16 protein-coding genes are annotated in these 17,385 nt (G+C 69.8%); 10 read left to right on the top strand and 6 right to left on the bottom strand.

Going from position 1 to position 17,385, the window contains the following annotated elements; genetic code table 11:
• Positions 1-705 precede the first annotated feature (705 nt).
• Positions 706-2,640, bottom strand: a complete 1,935-nt coding sequence (asnB, locus tag BMZ92_RS36140) for an asparagine synthase (glutamine-hydrolyzing) (RefSeq protein WP_091517191.1) — start codon at positions 2,638-2,640, stop codon at positions 706-708.
• 150 nt (positions 2,641-2,790) lie between these two features.
• Between asnB and ctaC the strand changes: the two genes are divergently transcribed.
• Both ctaC and BMZ92_RS36150 read left to right on the top strand, forming a co-directional pair.
• Complete coding sequence (gene ctaC / locus BMZ92_RS36145; protein WP_091517192.1) at positions 2,791-3,687, top strand: aa3-type cytochrome oxidase subunit II; 897 nt, start codon at positions 2,791-2,793, stop codon at positions 3,685-3,687.
• Between the two features lie 31 nt (positions 3,688-3,718).
• Positions 3,719-4,138: a cytochrome c oxidase subunit 4 gene (locus BMZ92_RS36150; RefSeq protein WP_091517193.1), complete on the top strand. Its 420-nt coding sequence runs from the start codon at positions 3,719-3,721 to the stop codon at positions 4,136-4,138.
• Between the two features lie 65 nt (positions 4,139-4,203).
• Here the strand turns inward: BMZ92_RS36150 and trpD are convergent, their stop codons facing one another.
• From trpD to BMZ92_RS36165, 3 genes are all read right to left on the bottom strand, one after another.
• Positions 4,204-5,235: an anthranilate phosphoribosyltransferase gene (gene trpD / locus BMZ92_RS36155; protein ID WP_091517194.1), complete on the bottom strand. Its 1,032-nt coding sequence runs from the start codon at positions 5,233-5,235 to the stop codon at positions 4,204-4,206.
• Between the two features lie 7 nt (positions 5,236-5,242).
• On the bottom strand, positions 5,243-5,653 hold the full coding sequence (locus BMZ92_RS36160) for a response regulator (protein WP_091517195.1): 411 nt from the start codon (positions 5,651-5,653) through the stop codon (positions 5,243-5,245).
• A 61-nt stretch (positions 5,654-5,714) separates the two neighbouring features.
• A complete protein-coding gene (locus BMZ92_RS36165) occupies positions 5,715-6,128 on the bottom strand; it encodes a hypothetical protein (RefSeq protein WP_091517196.1) in 414 nt (137 codons plus the stop codon).
• An 84-nt stretch (positions 6,129-6,212) separates the two neighbouring features.
• Between BMZ92_RS36165 and ctaE the strand changes: the two genes are divergently transcribed.
• Genes ctaE through qcrB form a run of 4 tightly spaced genes read left to right on the top strand, consistent with a single transcriptional unit; the run spans position 6,213 to position 10,507 of the window.
• Positions 6,213-6,842: an aa3-type cytochrome oxidase subunit III gene (gene ctaE, locus BMZ92_RS36170; protein WP_091517197.1), complete on the top strand. Its 630-nt coding sequence runs from the start codon at positions 6,213-6,215 to the stop codon at positions 6,840-6,842.
• 46 nt (positions 6,843-6,888) lie between these two features.
• On the top strand, positions 6,889-7,707 hold the full coding sequence (qcrC, locus tag BMZ92_RS36175) for a cytochrome bc1 complex diheme cytochrome c subunit (protein WP_091517198.1): 819 nt from the start codon (positions 6,889-6,891) through the stop codon (positions 7,705-7,707).
• Positions 7,704-8,840 (top strand): cytochrome bc1 complex Rieske iron-sulfur subunit, encoded by a 1,137-nt coding sequence (gene qcrA, locus BMZ92_RS36180; protein WP_091517199.1) that lies wholly within the window; start codon positions 7,704-7,706, stop codon positions 8,838-8,840. The genes qcrC and qcrA overlap by 4 nt, the downstream gene beginning before the upstream one ends.
• The gene (qcrB, locus tag BMZ92_RS36185; RefSeq protein WP_091517200.1) at positions 8,837-10,507 is read left to right on the top strand and encodes a cytochrome bc1 complex cytochrome b subunit; all 1,671 of its coding nucleotides are present in this window, start codon (positions 8,837-8,839) and stop codon (positions 10,505-10,507) included. Before qcrA ends, qcrB begins: the two co-directional genes overlap by 4 nt.
• A gap of 52 nt (positions 10,508-10,559) precedes the next feature.
• On the opposite strand, the gene BMZ92_RS36190 is transcribed toward qcrB, so the two are convergent.
• Both BMZ92_RS36190 and BMZ92_RS36195 read right to left on the bottom strand, forming a co-directional pair.
• Positions 10,560-10,841, bottom strand: coding sequence for an Lrp/AsnC family transcriptional regulator (locus BMZ92_RS36190; RefSeq protein ID WP_091517201.1), 282 nt, complete (start codon positions 10,839-10,841; stop codon positions 10,560-10,562).
• A 48-nt stretch (positions 10,842-10,889) separates the two neighbouring features.
• The gene (locus tag BMZ92_RS36195) at positions 10,890-12,599 is read right to left on the bottom strand and encodes a DEDD exonuclease domain-containing protein (RefSeq protein ID WP_091517205.1); all 1,710 of its coding nucleotides are present in this window, start codon (positions 12,597-12,599) and stop codon (positions 10,890-10,892) included.
• A gap of 92 nt (positions 12,600-12,691) precedes the next feature.
• On the opposite strand from BMZ92_RS36195, the gene BMZ92_RS36200 reads away from it, so the two are divergent.
• The 4 genes from BMZ92_RS36200 to BMZ92_RS36215 all read left to right on the top strand — a co-directional run bounded on the left by BMZ92_RS36200 (position 12,692) and on the right by BMZ92_RS36215 (position 17,082).
• On the top strand, positions 12,692-14,065 hold the full coding sequence (locus tag BMZ92_RS36200) for an NYN domain-containing protein (protein WP_177229032.1): 1,374 nt from the start codon (positions 12,692-12,694) through the stop codon (positions 14,063-14,065).
• Positions 14,066-14,149: 84 nt separating this feature from the next.
• Positions 14,150-14,365, top strand: a complete 216-nt coding sequence (locus BMZ92_RS36205; protein WP_091517203.1) for a hypothetical protein — start codon at positions 14,150-14,152, stop codon at positions 14,363-14,365.
• A gap of 452 nt (positions 14,366-14,817) precedes the next feature.
• Positions 14,818-15,870 (top strand): C40 family peptidase, encoded by a 1,053-nt coding sequence (locus tag BMZ92_RS36210; RefSeq protein WP_091517204.1) that lies wholly within the window; start codon positions 14,818-14,820, stop codon positions 15,868-15,870.
• A 72-nt stretch (positions 15,871-15,942) separates the two neighbouring features.
• Positions 15,943-17,082, top strand: a complete 1,140-nt coding sequence (locus BMZ92_RS36215) for a glycosyltransferase family 4 protein (protein ID WP_177229033.1) — start codon at positions 15,943-15,945, stop codon at positions 17,080-17,082.
• Positions 17,083-17,385 lie beyond the last annotated feature (303 nt).

Here is a 17,385-nt window from a genome sequence, read left to right on the forward strand (position 1 = left end):
CAACCCCACACGGCGGCAGCGCCCTTGCCAGTCACCACGCAACCAAACCGGACCATAACCACCAAGCCACAGCCCACCCACACCCTCACACTGAGCGCCCTTGACGCGGTGAGCCAACCGTTAAACGATCAAGGATCGGGGCGGGGGTGGGGCCGCTCAAGCAGGCGCGCCAGCGCCGGTGAACCCCGGTGCCGAGGCAGGCGGCCGGACCAAAGACAAAAGATTCAAAAGAAATGCCTCGCCGGCGGGCAATACCGCTAAGTTAGTACGTTTTACCTGGTCAGGGCGTTACCGGAGGCTCTGTTCAGTCGTTCCCGCCGGTTAGGCGGTTCTCCACTTGAGACAGTCGCCGTTGCGGTTGAGGGGAATCTTCAATTGAGGCAACTGTTCTGTCGGGGTGTGACCGCTCTGTGGGCGACGCCTCCAAACGCCTCTGAGCTGCGGAAACTCGCCTAAACTTAGCGGTATTGGCCGGCGGGCAGGCTCCAGGATGATCGGACCCCAACGGGACCTCACCTTCGCGAGGTGGTCGAGTTGAGTGATCATCCCGTCGCCTGCGGTTTGTGCATATCACTTTGCCCCAGGGCCGCAAGCCTGGCATGACAACCGCCGGTCTCGAAAAAGGTTGCGGCCCTGGCTCAAAGTGATCCACCGGTATCAGGCGACGGGATGATCACCCAACTCTCTGGGGCTTCAAAAAGCCCCTCAGATCTTCACCGGGTAAACCGGTTCCGGGATCTCCGGCTTGATGCGGTGCTCGATGAAGATCCCGTGCCACAGCATGAACACGATCAGCGCCCAGATGCGGCGGCTGTGGTCCAGCGTGCCCGCGCGGTGTTCCTCCAGCATCCGCAGCACCGCGGGCTTGTCCAGCAAGGCATCCGTCTTCGAATCGTTCACGATGCCGCGGGCCCAGTCGTACATCTCCGCGCGCAGCCAGTGCTTGATGGGCACCGGGAAGCCCAGTTTGCGCCGGTTGAGCACGTGCGCGGGGACGATGCCGTCGAGCGCGCGGCGCAGGGCGTACTTCGTGGTCTCCTTCGTCACCTTCTGGTCGAGCGGGATGCTCGCGGCGACCTTGAACACCTCGGAGTCGAGGAACGGGACCCGCAGTTCCAGCGAGTTCGCCATCGTCATCTTGTCCGCCTTGACCAGGATGTCCCCGCGCAGCCACGTGAACAGGTCCACGTGCTGCATGCGCGCGACCGGGTCCCAGCCCGCCGAGGTGCGGTAGTGCTCCGCGGTGACGTCCCGGTGCCCGACACCGTCCACATAGGTCCGCAGCACCCGTCGCAACTGGTCATCGCGGAAGATGCGGGCGTTTCCGTAATAACGCTCCTCCATCGTGAGCGCCCCGCGCCGCAGCAGGTCCTTGCCGCGCGTGCCCTCGGGGATGCGCTCCGACACCTTGCCCAGCAGCTTGCGCACCCCGCCCGGCACCTTCTCGAACGGCGCCAGCGAGATGGGTTCCTTGTAGATCGTGTAGCCGCCGAACAGCTCGTCCGAGCCCTCGCCGGACAGCACCGCCTTCACGTGCTTGCGCGCCTCGCGGGCGATGAACCACAGCGGCACGAGCGCCGGGTCGGCCACCGGGTCGTCCAGGTACCAGACGATGAGCGGCAGCACGTCCATCATCTCGTCCGCCGTGACCGTGCGGACGACGTGCTTCACCCCGATCGCCGCCGCGGACTCGGCCGCCACGTCCACCTCGGAGTAGCCCTCGCGCTCGAACCCCGTCGTGAACGCGATCAGGTTCGGGTTCTGCTCCTTCGCCAGCGCCGCGATCGCCGTCGAGTCGATGCCGCCCGACAGGAACGCGCCGACCGTGATGTCGGGGTCGGCGATCATGTGCTTGCGGACCGAGTCGCGCATCACATCGGCGATGCGCTGGTGCAGCTCCTTCGCCTCACCGTCCGTGTGCACGGGACGCGCCGCGAACTCCGGGAAGAAGTAGCGCTCCTGCTTGAGCTCGCCACCGGGGGAGATGGTGAACGACGTGCCCGACTCGATGCGCCGGATGCCCGTGTGCAGCGACTCGGGCTCGGGCACGTACTGCAGCGTCAGGTAGTGCTGCAGCGCCTTGGTGTCGAGTTCCTCACCCACCCCGAGCACGTCGGTCAGCTCCAGCAGGCTCTTCTTTTCACTGGAGAACGCCACGCCGCCGGGCCCGGCCGAGTAGTACAGCGGCTTGATGCCGAACGGGTCGCGCGCGCCGTGCAGCACCTTCTCCTGTGCGTCCCACAGCAGGAAGGCGAACATCCCGCGCAGCCGGCTCACCGCGCCACGGCCCCAGTAGTGGATGGCGGCGACGATCGCCTCGCCGTCGCCTTCTGTGGCGAACTTCGCACCGTGCTCCGCGACCAGCTGTTCGCGCAGCTCGCGGTAGTTGTAGATCTCGCCGTTGAAGTTCAGCGTGTAGCGCTCCGGCGCCTCCGGCGGCCCCCACACCAGCGGCTGGTGGGCGTGCTCGACGTCGATGAACGCGAGCCGGTTGAACCCGTAGACGACCTCGGCGTCCGCCCAGGTGTCGGTCTCGTCCGGGCCGCGGTGCCGTTGGCAGCGCAGGGCCGCCCCGACCGCGTCGCGGGCCTTCGCCGCTTCGTTCTCACTGGGACAGACCAGTCCGAGCAGGCCGCACACGTCTACTCACACACCTTTTGGTCGACATCGAGGACTAGGAGACGCCAAGTATGCCGCGTGGACCGGCCACGAACGGTTACCCCTTGCCAAGCGGAACCTGGCAACTCAGCTAGGCTCCGGCTGTCGGGTGAGAACTTGAGGAGGCCTGGGTTGAAGAGGGTCGGTAAGGTCGCCGCACTGGCCGGGCTCGTGGCCCTGCTGGCGACCGGGTGCTCCGGTGACGAGGTGTTGCGCTTCGGCTGGCCGGTGGGGGTCACGGAGCAGGCCGACAAGATGCGCTGGCTGTGGACCTGGTCCGTGCTCGCCGCGCTCGTCGTCGGCGTCATCGTGTGGGGTCTGATCTTCTGGTCGTCTGCGTTCCACCGCAAGAAGAAGAACCAGGACCCGACCGAGCTGCCGCGCCAGTTCCAGTACAACGTGCCGCTGGAGCTCTTCTGCGTCATCACGCCGCTGGTGATGGTCTGCGTGCTGTTCTTCTTCACCGCCACCACCGAGAGCAACGTGCTCGACAAGAAGCCGGACCCGGACGTGACCGTCAACGTCACGGCCTTCCAGTGGAACTGGGAGTTCGACTACCCGAACGAGGCCAAGGACGCCAACGGGCAGGTCATCCGCACGGTCGGCAGCTCGAGCGAGATCCCGCTGCTGGTGCTGCCCGTCGGCAAGACCATCCAGTACAACCTGCGCTCGACCGACGTCATCCACTCGTTCTGGGTGCCGGAGTTCCACTTCAAGCGCGACGTCTTCCCGTACCCGGAGAAGAACAACCAGGACTCGTCGTTCCAGAACACGATCGACCGGCCCGGTTCGTTCGTGGGCCGCTGCGCCGAGCTGTGCGGCACCTACCACGCGATGATGAACTTCGAGGTCCGCGCGCTGCCGGACAACCTGTACCGGCAGTACATCCAGCTGCGGACGCAGGTCAACCCCGCGACCGGTGCGCCGAACACCGCGGCCGAGGCCCTTGGCGCGATGAACTGCGGCGAGCTGTGCTCCCCGCAGGCGGTGAGCACCAAGCCGTTCAACACCGACCGCACCATCCGCTGACGCGCCGGACACCAGGAGTGAGGACAGCTTCATGAGGGTCGAAGCCAGGATTTTCGATCTCGTCACGGCGTTCGCCTTCTTCATCGCGATCGTCTACGGCGTGACCACCTACTACTGGAGCGGGTTCGGCGTCGAGCCGGTCGGGCTGGTCGCCCTGATCCTGACCGGTGGCCTGTCGTTCATCGCCGGCAGCTACCTGCGGTTCGTGGCGCGCCGCATCGAGGCGCGCCCCGAGGACCGTGAGGACGCCGAGATCAGCGACGGCGCCGGTGAGCTGGGCTTCTTCAGCCCGGGCAGCTACTGGCCGATCGCGCTGGCCGGTTCCGCCGCCACGGCGGGCCTGGCGCTGGCGTTCTTCCACATCTGGCTGCTGGTCATCGCGGTCGTGCTGCTGCTGATCACGGTCGGCGGCCTGGTGTTCGAGTACCACACGGGCCCCAACCACGAATAAGTCCTGCCGACGCGAAAAGGGCGCCTCCCCAACGGGGAAGCGCCCTTTTCGCGTGTCCGGGGGCTTCAGCGGAAGGCGGCCCAGCGCGTCAGCAGGTCGGCGGCCGCACCGGAGTCGACGGCCTCGGCGGCCCTGGTCAGCGCGGCCCGCAGGTCGTCCACCAGCGAGCCGGAGAACCCCGCGTGCGCGGCGAGCGCGCCCGCCGCGTTGAGCAGCACCGCGTCCCGCACCGGGCCCGTCTTGCCCGCGACCAGCTCGCGCACGACTTCAGCGTTCGCCGCCGCGTCACCGCCACGCAGGTCCTCGGCCGTGGCACGCGGCACGCCCAGCGCCTCCGGGTCGAAGCGCTCCTCGTGCACCTGGCCCTCGCGCACCACCCACACCGTGCTCGTGGTGGTGGTCGTGATCTCGTCCAGCCCGTCGTCACCCCGCACGACCAGCACCGAGGCACCGCGCCGCGCGAACACGCGTGCCAGCAGCTCACTGCGGTCGGCGTAGGCGCAGCCGATCAGGCCCGCGCCCGGCTGCGCGGGGTTGGTCAGCGGGCCGAGCAGGTTGAACGTCGTGGGCACGCCCAGCTGGCTGCGGGCCGGGCCCGCGTGCCGGAACGCCGGGTGGAACACGGGCGCGAAGCAGAACCCGATGCCCAGCTCGGCGACGCAGCGCTGCACGCCCTCCGGCGGCAGGTCGATCGCCACGCCGAGCGCCTCCAGCACGTCGGCCGCGCCGGACTTCGAGGACGCCGCGCGGTTGCCGTGCTTCACCACCGGCACGCCGGCGGCGGCCACGACGAGCGCGGCCATCGTGGAGATGTTCACCGAACCCGAGCGGTCGCCACCCGTGCCGACGATGTCGACGGCCCTGGCCTCGACGTGCACCCGCCGGGCGTGCGCGAGCATCGCGCTCGCCATGCCGGAGATCTCCTCGGGCGTCTCGCCCTTCGCGCGCAGCGCCACGGCGAAACCGCCGATCTGCGCGAGCGTGGCCTCGCCGGACATCACCTGGTCCATCGCCCAGGCGGTGTCCTCCTCGGACAGGTCCGCCCGGTCGATGAGCCGGGTGAGCAGCGCGGGCCAGGAGTGTTGCTGAACGGTCATCTGGCGATCACGCGCGCACGGCCGGGACCCGCTGGGCCCGCAGCACGTCCGCGACGGTCTCCGCGGCGGTGAGGGGGTCGAGCGGGTGCACGAGGACGGCGTCGGCCTGCGACCACGTCGCCAGCCACCGGTCGTCCTTGCGGCGCACCGCGACCACGATCGGCGGGCAGTCGGGGATCTCGTTCTTCAGCTGGCGGCACAGCCCGATGCCACCGGTGGGCTGGGCCTCGCCGTCCAGGATCGCCAGGTCGACCGCGCCCTCGTCCATCTCGGCCAGCACGTCGGCGATCCCGGCCGCCTCGACGTAGTCCACGCGGCCCAGGTCCGTGGCCGGCCTGCGGCCGACGGCGGTGATGATCGACTCGCGGACTTCCGCCCGGTGGCTGAACACCAGGATCCTCATCGGCTGCTCGGTCACGTTCAAGCCTCCGGCCTCGTCGCAGTGGTGATGAACGGAATCGTAGTCCCCGCGGGCGCGCTCACCCAGCCCCTGGCCGCTGCAGCGCGTCCCAGCCCAGCGCGTCGCCGCCCAGCCGGGCGGCCAGCCCCGCCATGCGGGAGCGCTCCTGCGCGCAGTGCAGCGCGTCGAGGCGCTGGACCCGCAGCGCGTGCAGCGTGGCGACACCGTCCGATTCGGACACGGTGCGTAATTCCCACCCATCCTGGGCGAGGACCCGTTCCGCCTCCGCGACCCGGCCCGCCGGCAACGTCAGGTGATGCCGCAGCACGGCCGGTTTTCCCTCGTCCCAAAGGTGTGATCTCGCCAGCACCGCCGAATCCGCTTCGGCCGCGTCGAACGCCTCCGCCACCACCGACAGTCCGGGCTCGTCCGTGGTCAGCTGGGGTTCGGAGTTCCTTCTCAGCAGGTCACGCACCCGATCGAGCAAACTCACGTCTGATCCTCACCCTCCGCGTTCGTCGATGTGACCAACCCGCGTGGCGACCCGACCGGGCAGGCCTCACCGCAGGAGGACATAATGCGACTCGTGACAACGGCAGCTCCCAACATCAGCCAGCGGGTGCACTCGCTGAACCGGCCGAACATGGTCAGCGTCGGCACCATCGTTTGGCTCTCCAGCGAGCTCATGTTCTTCGCCGGGCTGTTCGCGATGTTCTTCACGGTCAAGGCGCAGAACTCGAGCGGCCACTGGCCGCCGATCCTCGAGTCGACCGGCGAGCCCATCCACCTCGACATCCCGTACGCGCTGCCCTTCACCATCATCCTGGTGGCGTCGTCGTTCACCTGCCAGCTCGGCGTGTTCGCCGCCGAGCGCGGGGACGTCTACGGGCTGCGCCGCTGGTACGTGCTGACGTTGATCATGGGGGCGATCTTCATCGGCGGTCAGGCCGGCGAGTACATCAGCCTCGTGAACGAGGGCGTGACCATCCCGTCCGGCGCCTGGGGCACCGTCTTCTTCCTCGCCACCGGCTTCCACGGGCTGCACGTGATGGGCGGGCTCATCGCGTTCGTGTTCCTGCTCATCCGGACGAAGCTGAGCAAGTTCACGCCCGCGCAGGCCACCTCCGCGATCGTCGTGTCCTACTACTGGCACTTCGTCGACATCGTGTGGGTCGGCCTGTTCGCGGTTATCTACATCATCCCCTGACCGCACAGCCCGTCCCCGGACTTCGAACAGCAAGGGTTGCCGCAAGATGACCACCACGAAGAAATCCTCCGAGCGCCGCTTCCGCGCGCGCACCAAGCTGCGCAGGCGCATCGCCGGCCTGCTCGCGCTGGGTGTCGCGTTGATCGGGGCCGGCGCCGTCTACGCGGTCTTCGTGCCCAAGGCGCAGACCGCGCAGGCGCAGGAGGACCCGGCGCAGCTGCGGCTGGGCCAGCAGGTCTACAACAACACCTGCATCACCTGCCACGGCGCGAACCTGCAGGGTGTGCAGGACCGCGGCCCGAGCCTGATCGGCGTCGGCGATGCGGCGGTGTACTTCCAGACCTCCTCCGGCCGGATGCCGATGGTGCGCCAGGAGGCGCAGGCCGAGCGCAAGCCGCCGAAGCTGAGCCCCGAGGAGATCGACGCGGTCGGCGCCTACATCCAGGCCAACGGCGGCGGCCCGGAGCGGCCCGCCGAGACCGGCGCGGCCCTGCGCGGTCCCGACCCGGCGCGCGGCAGCGAGCTGTTCCGGCTCAACTGCGCGTCGTGCCACAACTTCACCGGTCGCGGCGGCGCCCTGTCGGCGGGCAAGTACGCGCCGAACCTGGACCCGGCGACCGAGGACCAGATCTACACGGCGATGCTGACCGGCCCGCAGAACATGCCGAAGTTCTCCGACCGGGAGCTCACGCCGGACGAGAAGAAGGACATCATCGCCTACGTCAAGTCGGTGTCGGACGGCCAGAACAGCCCCGGTGGTAACCCGCTGGGCGGGTTCGGCCCGGCCTCCGAAGCCGTGATCGCGTGGGTAGTGGGTATCGGCGCGCTGATCGGCGTCACCCTGTGGATTGGATCGAGGGCATGAGCAGCGAAGGACAGAACCTGCCTTCCGACGCGGAACTCGCCGAGATGGACCGCGACCAGCTGGTCAAGCTGGGCACGCGGCTGGACGGCGTCGAGCTGGTCGACTACCCCGAGCCGTGGCCGGTCAAGGGCACGCGCGCGGAGAAGCGCGCCGAGCGCATGGTCGCGCTGTGGTTCACCATCGCCGGCCTTGCCGGGCTCGGTTTCGTGGTCTCCCTGATCTGGTGGCCGTGGCAGTACAAGGCGCCGGGCGAGAGCGGCACGTTCCTCTACTCGCTCTACACGCCGATGCTGGGCATCACCCTCGGGCTCACGATCCTCGGCCTCGGGATCGGCGTGATCCTCTACACCAAGCGGTTCGTCCCGAACGAGCTCGCGGTGCAGGAGCGCAACGACGGCGCGGGCGAAGGCTCGGCGGAGATCGACAAGAAGACCATCGTCGCCCAGCTCGAGGACGCGGGCTCGCGCAGCACGATCGGCCGCCGGTCGCTCGTCAAGCGCACCGTGGGCCTCGCGGGCGGTGCCCTCGGTCTCGGGGGCGTCGCGCTGCCGGTGGCGTCGTTCATCAAGAGCCCGTGGAAGGGCAAGCCGGAGGACACGCTCTGGCACACCCCGTGGGCGCCGGAGTACCCGGGCGAGCCCGTGTACCTGCGCCGCTACACCGGTGACTCGCACACGATCGACCTGGTCCGCCCCGAGGACCTCGACGCGGGCGGCATGGAGACGGTGTTCCCGTTCCACGAGTCCGAGCGCAACGACCCGGAGCGGCTCGCCGAGACGTTCGTCCGGTCCGACACGCCGGTCATGCTCATCCGCCTCCGCCCGGAGGACGCGGCGCGCGTGATCAAGCGCAAGGGCCAGGAGGACTTCAACTTCGGCGAGTACTACGCCTACAGCAAGGTCTGCACGCACGTCGGCTGCCCGGCTTCGCTGTTCGAGCAGCGCACCAACCGCATCCTGTGCCCGTGCCACCAGTCGCAGTTCAACGCGCTCGAGTACGGCAAGCCCATCTTCGGGCCGGCCACGCGCGCGCTGCCGCAGCTGCCGATCACGGTGGACGCGCAGGGCTACCTGGTCGCCCGCAGCGACTTCATCGAGCCCATCGGTCCTGCTTTCTGGGAGCGCAAGTCATGAGTTCACTCACCACGCCCACGCGGGGCTCGAGCATGCTCCAGAAGCAGGCCAACGAGGCCGCGACGAACATGGACCAGCGGTACCACCTGGCCAAGGGGCTGCGGCACCAGCTCAACAAGGTGTTCCCGACGCACTGGTCGTTCCTGCTGGGTGAGCTGGCGCTGTACAGCTTCATCATCCTGATCGCGTCGGGGGTGTACCTGACGCTGTTCTTCGACCCGTCGATGGCGGAGACCACCTACCACGGCAGCTACCAGGGGCTGCAGGGCGTGGAGATGTCGCGGGCGTTCGCGACGACGCTGGACATCTCCTTCGACGTCCGCGGCGGGTTGTTCGTGCGGCAGCTGCACCACTGGGCCGCGCTGGTGTTCGTCGCCGCGATGATGGCGCACATGTTCCGGATCTTCTTCACCGGAGCGTTCCGCCGTCCGCGCGAGGCGAACTGGGTGATCGGCGCGCTGCTGCTGATCCTGGGCATGTTCGAGGGCTTCTTCGGTTACTCGCTGCCGGACGACCTGCTGTCCGGTACCGGTATCCGCGCGACCCTGTCGGGCATCGTGCTGTCGGTGCCGATCATGGGCACTTGGCTGCACTGGGCGCTGTTCGGCGGCGAGTTCCCCGGCGACGTGATCGTGCCGCGGATGTACTCGCTGCACATCCTGCTGCTGCCGGGCGTCATGCTCGCGCTCGTCGGTGTCCACCTGGCGCTGGTCTGGTACCAGAAGCACACGCAGTTCCCCGGCGTGCGGCGCAAGGAGACCAACGTCGTCGGCGTCCGCATCATGCCGGTGTTCGCCCTCAAGGGCGGCGCGTTCTTCGCGATGGTCACCGGTGTGCTCGCCCTGATGGCCGGGATCTTCCAGATCAACCCGATCTGGCAGATCGGCCCGTACAACGCCTCGCAGGTGTCGGCGGGCTCGCAGCCGGACTGGTACCTCGCCTGGGCGGACGGCATCCTGCGTGTCTACCCGGCGTGGGAGCTGTACCTGGGCAACTACACGGTGCCCGCGGTGTTCTTCGCGGGTGCGGTCGGCATGCCGATCCTGTTCGGCCTGCTCATCGCGTACCCGATGATCGAGCGCAAGCTCTCCGGCGACACCGCGCACCACAACCTGTTGCAGCGCCCGCGGGACGCACCGGTACGCACGAGCATCGGCATGATGGCGCTGAGCTTCTTCATGGTGCTGGAGCTGTCCGGCTTCAACGACATCATCGCCTACCAGTTCAACATCTCGCTCAACGCGACCACGTGGGCCGGCCGCATCGGGCTGCTGGTGGTGCCGCCGCTGGCGTACTTCATCACCTACCGGATCTGCCTGGGCCTGCAGCGGGCCGACCGCGAGGTGCTGGAGCACGGCATCGAGACGGGCATCATCAAGCGCCTGCCGCACGGTGAGTTCATCGAGATCCACCAGCCGCTGGGCGGGGTGGACGACCACGGCCACGCGATCCCGCTGGAGTACCAGGGCGCGCCGGTGCCGAAGAAGATGAACAAGCTCGGTGCCGCGGGCCGTCCGGTGCCCGGCACGCTGCTCGCCCCGGACCCGGCCGACGAGGTCGCGGCGCTGGAGCGGGCGAAGGCGAACGCGCACGGCAACGGGCACGGCGGCAACGGGGTGCCCTCCGAGGAGGAGGTCCCGGCGGGCTGGAAGACGCCGGACCAGTAAGAACACTGCGAAGGGCCGGTTTCCTGGAAGGGGAACCGGCCCTTCGGTGTTTTCAGTCGTCGGCGCCGAGGGCGAACGCGGACTCGGTGTCGGCGGTGGAGTAGGAGCGGAACGCGATGTGCGTGTCGGTGTCCACGACGCCGGGCACGCGGCCGATCTTCGCGGGGATCAGGTCGGCCAGCTCCTCGTGCGTGTGCACCCGCACCATCGCGATCAGGTCGACGTCGCCCGCGCACGAGTACACCTCGGACACGCCGTCGATGTCCGCGATCGCCTGCGCGGTCTCGGGAATGCTGTCCGCCACGGCGTGAATGAGCACGATCGCGGTGATCACGTCAGTCCTCCTCAGGGGTTCGGTCCGCCGCGATCGTAGCCCCGCCGCTCAGCTCGCCGCTTGCTCCAGTGCCGTCGCCGTCGAGGCGCGCGCCAGCCACTCCTCCCAGCCCCCCGCGCCGTGGGCTGGTTCGGCCCAGGGGACCGCCGAGCGCACCAGACGGACGCCGGGGCGGGTGAGCCAGCGCAGCAGGAGACCGACCTCTTCGGCCGGTGCGCCGGACAGCGGCCCCGGCCCGGGGGTGACCGTCTCCGCGGCGGCGACCAGCGCGTCCACCACGGGCATCGGCGGCACCCCGCGCCGCGCGACGCCTGCGGACGCGAGGCGGCCGTACCGGATGACCGCGAACTCCCAGCCGTAGTTGCCATCGGGCGCGGCGGCGACGAGTTCGGGGATGGCGGCCAGCGCCGACAGCCGGTGCGCCCGCGCGACGGCCCGGACCAGCACCGCCAGCTCGTCCCGGCGGCGGGCCGCCTGCTCGTAGTGCTGCGCGGTGGACAGCTCGTCGAGCTGGCGCCGCGCGGAGTGCAGCGGAGCGGCGTCCTCACCGCCGATCAGCCGGGTGACGGCCCGGACCGACGGGAGGTAGTCCACGGTGCTCTGACGGCCCGCACAGGGCGCTCCGCAGCGGCCCAGCTCGGCGAGCGCGCACGGCCTGCCGGACGGGGAGACCGCCGAGATGCGCTGGGTGCAGGTGCGCAGCCCCGTGGCGCTCGCGAGGACGTCGGCGGCCAGCTTCGCCGTCTGCTGCGAGTTGAACGGGCCCAGCGCGCCGTCCTTGGGCAGGCGCACCACCGACAACCGGGGGAACGCCTCGTCCGTCAGCGTCACCCACCACGACTTGCGCGGGTTCTTCGAGCGGCGGTTGTACGCCGGGCGGTGCGCCGCCAGCAGCCGCAGCTCCCGCACCTGCGCCTCCAGCGCGTGCGAGCACTCGATGCCGTCCACCCGCTGCGCCAGCGCGACCATTTCGCGGATGCGCCCCCGGCTCTCGGAGCCCGTGAAGTACGTGCGTACGCGGCGCCGCAGGTTGCCCGCCGTGCCGACGTAGAGCACCTCCTCGTTCGGACCGCGGAACAGGTACACGCCGGGCCGCTCGGGCAGGTGCGCGGCCATACCGCGTTTGCGCCGCTGCTCCGGCGTCACCTCGGGGAGGTAGTCGAGCAGCTCCTCCAGCGAGTGCACCCCCACCGAGCCGACGCGTTCGAGCAGCGCGTGCAGCACGTCCACGGTGGCGCGGGCGTCCTCCAGCGCGCGGTGGTTGGGCGTGACCCGCGAACCGAACAACGCGGCGAGCGCGGAGAGCCGGAAGCTGGGGGTGTCCTGGCGGGTCAGCACGCGGCGCGCGAGCCGGACCGTGCACACCACCGCGGGCTTCGGCCACGCGTAGCCGTGCCCCGCGCACGCGGCACGCAGGAAACCGGTGTCGAAGGGGGCGTTGTGCGCGACGAGCACCGCCCCGGCGGCGAACTCCAGGAACGCCGGCAGCACGCGTTCGATCGGGGGCGCGTCGTAGACCATCGCGCCCGTGATGCCCGTCAAGGCGACGATCTGCGGCGGGATGGGCATGCCCGGGTTGACCAGCGTGGCGAACTCACCGAGCACCTCGCCGCCCCGCACCTTGACCGCGCCGATCTCGGTGATCCCGTTCGGGCCGGGCTTGGTGCCCGTGGTTTCGAGGTCGAACACGACGAACGTGGTGTCCCTCAGCGGGGTGCCCAGCTCGTCGAAGGTCAGCTGGTCGGTGGCGGCAGGCATGATCGGCACCCTAGGTAACGGCACCGACAATTCCGGGCGACCGCACCTCCCACGACGAGAGATCTTCGTGTGGGAGCGACTACCCTGGACGGATGCCGCCCTCAGTGCACGCCGAAGAGCCCGAAGACCCCGGTCTTCGCGCCTCCGTCGCTGACCAGCGGCCGGAGGCGGAACCGGCACCGCCTTTCGCCTGGCGCGAGCTGCCGGAACCCGTCCGCGCCAGACTCGCCGAGCTCGCCGCCGAAGCCCTCGGGAAGATGCCCAGGGTCGACGTGCCGCAGCAGCTGCGGCCGGTCGCGAAGTTCGCCCCCGCCAAGCGCGCCAAGCTGGGCGCGACGGCGTTGCTGAGCACGCTGCAGGATTCGACCGCCTTCCGCACCGCCGTGCTGGAGTGGGTGCGGGAGCACCGCCAGGACGCGCTGAACCCCAACGACGAGGACTCCGTGGTCGCCGCGACGGCGGCCATCCTGCTCGGCGAGTCGAGCGCGACCTCCCGCGTGCGGCTCGTCGCGAAGAACGCGGCCGAAACGGCCTTGCGCGCGGAGCGAGATGCCGCGGTGGCACGCGGTCAGAAGCTGGAGGCCGAGCTCGCCCGCACCAGGGAGGAGCTGGCGCAGGCGCTGGAAGCCGTCGAGGCGGCGCGGCGCGAGCGCGAGGACGAGCTGAACCGGTTGCGCGGGCGGCTGCGGGAGCAGGGCGTGCTGCTGCGGCAGGCCAGGGACGCGGCCGAGGCGGCGCAGGCCGGGGTAGCGGAGGACGGCAAGCGCAAGGACGCCGAGATCGCCGCGTTGACCGCGCAGCTCGAACGGGAGCGGCAGCGGGTCGCGACCGAACGGGCGCGGGCCGAGCGGGCCGTCGCCGACGCCGAGATCGCGCGGCAGTCGGCGCGGGAGGCGAGGGACGCCGACGAGGTCCGGCTGGCGCTGCTGGTCGACACCATCGAGGGCGCGGTTTCCGGGTTGCGGCGGGAGCTGTCGCTCGGCTCGAGCACGCGCCGCCCCGCCGACCTGGTGCGCGGGGCGTCCTCGTCGCCCGGGAACGGGGCCCAGGTGCGTGATCCCGGGGTGCTCGACCGGTTGCTGGCGCTGCCGAGCGTGCACCTGATCGTGGACGGCTACAACGTCACCAAGACCGGCTATCCGGAGCTGCCCCTTGCCGACCAGCGCAACCGGCTGGTCCAGCAGCTCGGCGCGCTCGCGTCCCGGACCGGGGCCGAGGTGACGGTCGTGTTCGACGGGGCGGGCGTGCTGTCCGTGCCGGCCACCACGACCAGGGGCGTCCGGGTGCTGTTCTCCGATCCCGGGGTGCTGGCCGACGACGTCATCCGCGCGCTGGTCACCGCCGAGCCGTCCGGGCGGCCGCTGGTGGTCGCGACATCCGATCGCGCGGTCGCCGATTCGACCAGGCGTTCGGGTGCGCATCCGGTCGCCTCGGCGGTGTTGCTCACGCGATTGGGCCGCGTCTGACTTTCCGCGCGCGCCGAAAATTGTCGGTGGGTGTCCCTACCGTGTTTCCCGACAGACCGGAACAGGTCGCGAGGAGGCACGAACATGCAGGACAACACCGTGATCATCGACTGTGGCCGCTGCGTCGTGCGGGGCGTGGGCTGCGCGGACTGCGCGGTCAGCGTGCTGTTGAACGCACCTCCCACCGTGGAATGGGACGAGGAGGAATTGCGGGCCATCGACGCGCTCGCCGAGGGCGGGCTGATTCCCCGGCTGCGGCACGTGCCGATGGCCGGCCGGTCCCAGGAGCGTGCGGCCTGAGTTCCCCGCATCGCTCGGAAGCGACAAACGGTCGATTCCGGCGGTGAACGGTCAGTAGTCGTTTCGGCAGCGATTGTTACCTTGGTCACACTCGACGAGTCAGCGCTGGTCCGAACGGGATTCGGGTGCGCTACGGAGAGTTTTTACCCGGCACCTGCTGGACGGCGGCCCGGCTCTTTCGTAACCTGACCGAGATCTCGCGGCAGGCAGCCGTTGCACCCCCGCGACAGCACCGCGAGATTGCCGCCGAAACAGCTTTGTCGGGGAGCTGTGCCGGAACCACCGCGCTGGCAGGACCCAGGTGGGGACACCCCTGTGCCTGGACGCCCGCCGTCGCGATGGGTATGCCGTTCGCCGGAAGCGTGACTCCGCCCGCTCCGGTGAGCAGAGGGCCCCCGACCTCTGCGTGCGGTGACCGGTAGGCGGCCGAGCGCAAAGGAGACACGCGCGGCGTGCAGTCGCAACCGATCAAGCGCGTGGTCGCAGGAGCACTCGCGGCCGCGGCGGTGATCACCGTCGTCAGCGTGGGAACCCCCGCAGGCGCGATCACCCTCCCCGCCCCCCAGAATCCCCCCACCAATTCCGCCGACGCGCTGGCCCAGTACCGGGCCGCGGCGCAGGAGGCCGAAAAGCTCAACGAGGACAAGCTCAAGGCCCAGGACGACTACAACGCCAAGCAGGCCGACCTCGCCAAGGCGAACGGCGACCTCGCCGCCGCCAACCAGCGGCTGCAGGCCGCGCAGGCCGAGGCGGCGAAGTTCCAGGTCGTCGTGGACCAGTTCGCCGACGCCTCGTTCGTCAGCGGTGCGCAGATGAGCCGGATGTCGGCGCTGCTGACCGGCACCTCGGCGCAGGACTTCCTCGACCGCTCCTCCGCGCTGGCCGTGCTGGCCGAGGACAAGAACCGGGCGATGCAGAGCTACCTGGACGCGGTGAACGCGGCCGCGGCCGCCGCCGCGCAGGCGACGGACGCGCGCAACCGCGCTCAGGCCGCCACCGACCAGTCGGCGCAGCTGCTCAACGACCTCAACGCCCGGGCCGCCGCGCTCCAGGCCCAGCTGGACCAGTTGCGCCAGCTGAGCAGCCGGCTCACCGCCGCCGACAAGGCCGCGCAGAGCGACACCGGTGGTGCCGCCCCCGGCCTGCCCGCGCCGACGTCGGCCGCGCAGACGGCGGTCAACGTGGCGCTCGGCAAGCGCGGCAGCGCCTACGTGTGGGGCGCCACCGGGCCGACGACGTTCGACTGCTCCGGGCTGACGCAGTACGCGTACGGCAAGGCCGGCATTTCGCTGCCGAGGACCAGCTCCGCGCAGTCGACGTTCGGCAAGGCCGTGCCGCGGTCCGAGCTGCAGGTCGGTGACCTGGTGTTCTTCGGTTCGCCGGTGCACCACGTGGGTATCTACATCGGTGACGGCAAGATGGTGCACGCGCCCGACACCGGTGACGTCGTGAAGATCTCGCCGCTGCAGAACGACTATTCGGGAGCGCGCCGGGTCGCCTACTGATCCAGGCCATTTCCCAGGGGGCGGTACCGTGCGCGCGGTGCCGCCCCCACTGCTTTCGGTACGCTGCTTGCCGTGCCCCGGACCCTGTTGGTGACCAACGACTTCCCGCCGCGGCCCGGGGGGATCCAGAACTACCTCGATTCGCTGGCCCGGCGGTTGCCACCCGAGGACCTCGTCGTCTACGCGCCTTCGTGGCACGGGTCGTCCGGTTCGCACCCGGAGTGGGACGCCGCGGCACCGTTCGAAGTGGTCCGGCACCCGACGTCGCTGATGTTGCCCACCCCCGACGTCCTACGGCGTGCCAAGGAAATCCTGCGCAGCCGGGAATGCGAGTCGGTGTGGTTCGGTGCCGCCGCACCTCTGGCGCTGCTGTCGAGTGCGCTGCGTTCGGCCGGTGCCCGGCGGATCGTGGCGAGCACGCACGGGCACGAGGTCGGCTGGTCGATGCTCCCCGGGGCCCGGCAAGCACTGCGGCGCATCGGCGACACGACGGACGTCGTCACGTATGTCAGCAAGTACACGCGCGGCCGTTTCGCGTCGGCGTTCGGGCCGCTGGCGGGGCTGGAGCACCTGCCGTCCGGTGTGGACGTCGAGCTGTTCCGCCCCGACGAGGGTGCGCGGCAGGAGATCCGCGCCCGGCACGGACTCGGCGACCGGCCGACGGTCGTGTGCGTGTCGAGGCTGGTGCCGCGCAAGGGGCAGGACACACTGGTGCGGACCATGCCGGAGCTGCGCAGGCGCGTCCCGGACGTGGCACTGTTGATCGTCGGCGGTGGTCCGTACCGCAAGCAGCTGGAGCGGATGGCACGGGAACTGGACGTCGCCGAGGACGTGGTCTTCACCGGTTCGGTACCGTGGCCGGAACTCCCCGCGCACTACGCGGCGGGGGACGTGTTCGCGATGCCGGCGAGGACGCGTGGCAAAGGTCTGGACGTCGAAGGCCTGGGGATCGTGTACCTGGAGGCGTCGGCGACGGGTCTGCCGGTGATCGCGGGCCGTTCGGGCGGTGCGCCGGAAACGGTGCTGGACGAGGTGACGGGCCACGTCGTCGACGGCCGGGACGTGCTGCAGCTGGCCGAAACCCTCGCCTCGCTCCTCGGAGATCCCACGCGCGCAAGGAAAATGGGCCAGGCGGGCCGCGAGTGGGTCAGCGAGAACTGGAAGTGGGAAGACCTGGCAACAAGGCTGAAGGGGCTTCTGGCGGGGGCGTAAGCCCCAACACAACCCGAGAGTTGGGTGATCATCCCGTCGCCTGAAACCGGGCGATCACTTTGGGCCAGGGCCGCAACATGCGCCGGGTCCGGCGGCCGAGTGACCAGGCTTGCGGCTCTGGGTCAAAGTGATATGCACAAACCGCAGGCGACGGGATGATCACTCAACTCGACCACCCACCCCAGGTGAGGTCCCTTTGGGCCCCATTATCCTGGAGCCTGCCCGCCGGCCAATACCGCTAAGTTAGTACGTTTTACCTGGTCAGGGCGTTACCGGAGGCTCTGTTCAGTCGTTCCCGCCGGT

The sequence above is a fragment of the Amycolatopsis sacchari genome (assembly GCF_900114035.1).
Taxonomy (GTDB): Bacteria; Actinomycetota; Actinomycetes; order Mycobacteriales; family Pseudonocardiaceae; genus Amycolatopsis_E; species Amycolatopsis_E sacchari.

Excerpts from the sequence above, each read along its gene's own strand:
- BMZ92_RS36150 (WP_091517193.1), top strand. The coding sequence starts at position 3,719 with ATGAGGGTCGAAGCCAGGATTTTCGATCTCGTCACGGCGTTCGCCTTC.
- trpD (WP_091517194.1), bottom strand. The coding sequence starts at position 5,235 with ATGACCGTTCAGCAACACTCCTGGCCCGCGCTGCTCACCCGGCTCATC.
- ctaE (WP_091517197.1), top strand. The coding sequence starts at position 6,213 with ATGCGACTCGTGACAACGGCAGCTCCCAACATCAGCCAGCGGGTGCAC.
- qcrC (WP_091517198.1), top strand. The coding sequence starts at position 6,889 with ATGACCACCACGAAGAAATCCTCCGAGCGCCGCTTCCGCGCGCGCACC.
- qcrA (WP_091517199.1), top strand. The coding sequence starts at position 7,704 with ATGAGCAGCGAAGGACAGAACCTGCCTTCCGACGCGGAACTCGCCGAG.
- qcrB (WP_091517200.1), top strand. The coding sequence starts at position 8,837 with ATGAGTTCACTCACCACGCCCACGCGGGGCTCGAGCATGCTCCAGAAG.
- BMZ92_RS36195 (WP_091517205.1), bottom strand. The coding sequence starts at position 12,599 with ATGCCTGCCGCCACCGACCAGCTGACCTTCGACGAGCTGGGCACCCCG.
- BMZ92_RS36200 (WP_177229032.1), top strand. The coding sequence starts at position 12,692 with ATGCCGCCCTCAGTGCACGCCGAAGAGCCCGAAGACCCCGGTCTTCGC.
- BMZ92_RS36205 (WP_091517203.1), top strand. The coding sequence starts at position 14,150 with ATGCAGGACAACACCGTGATCATCGACTGTGGCCGCTGCGTCGTGCGG.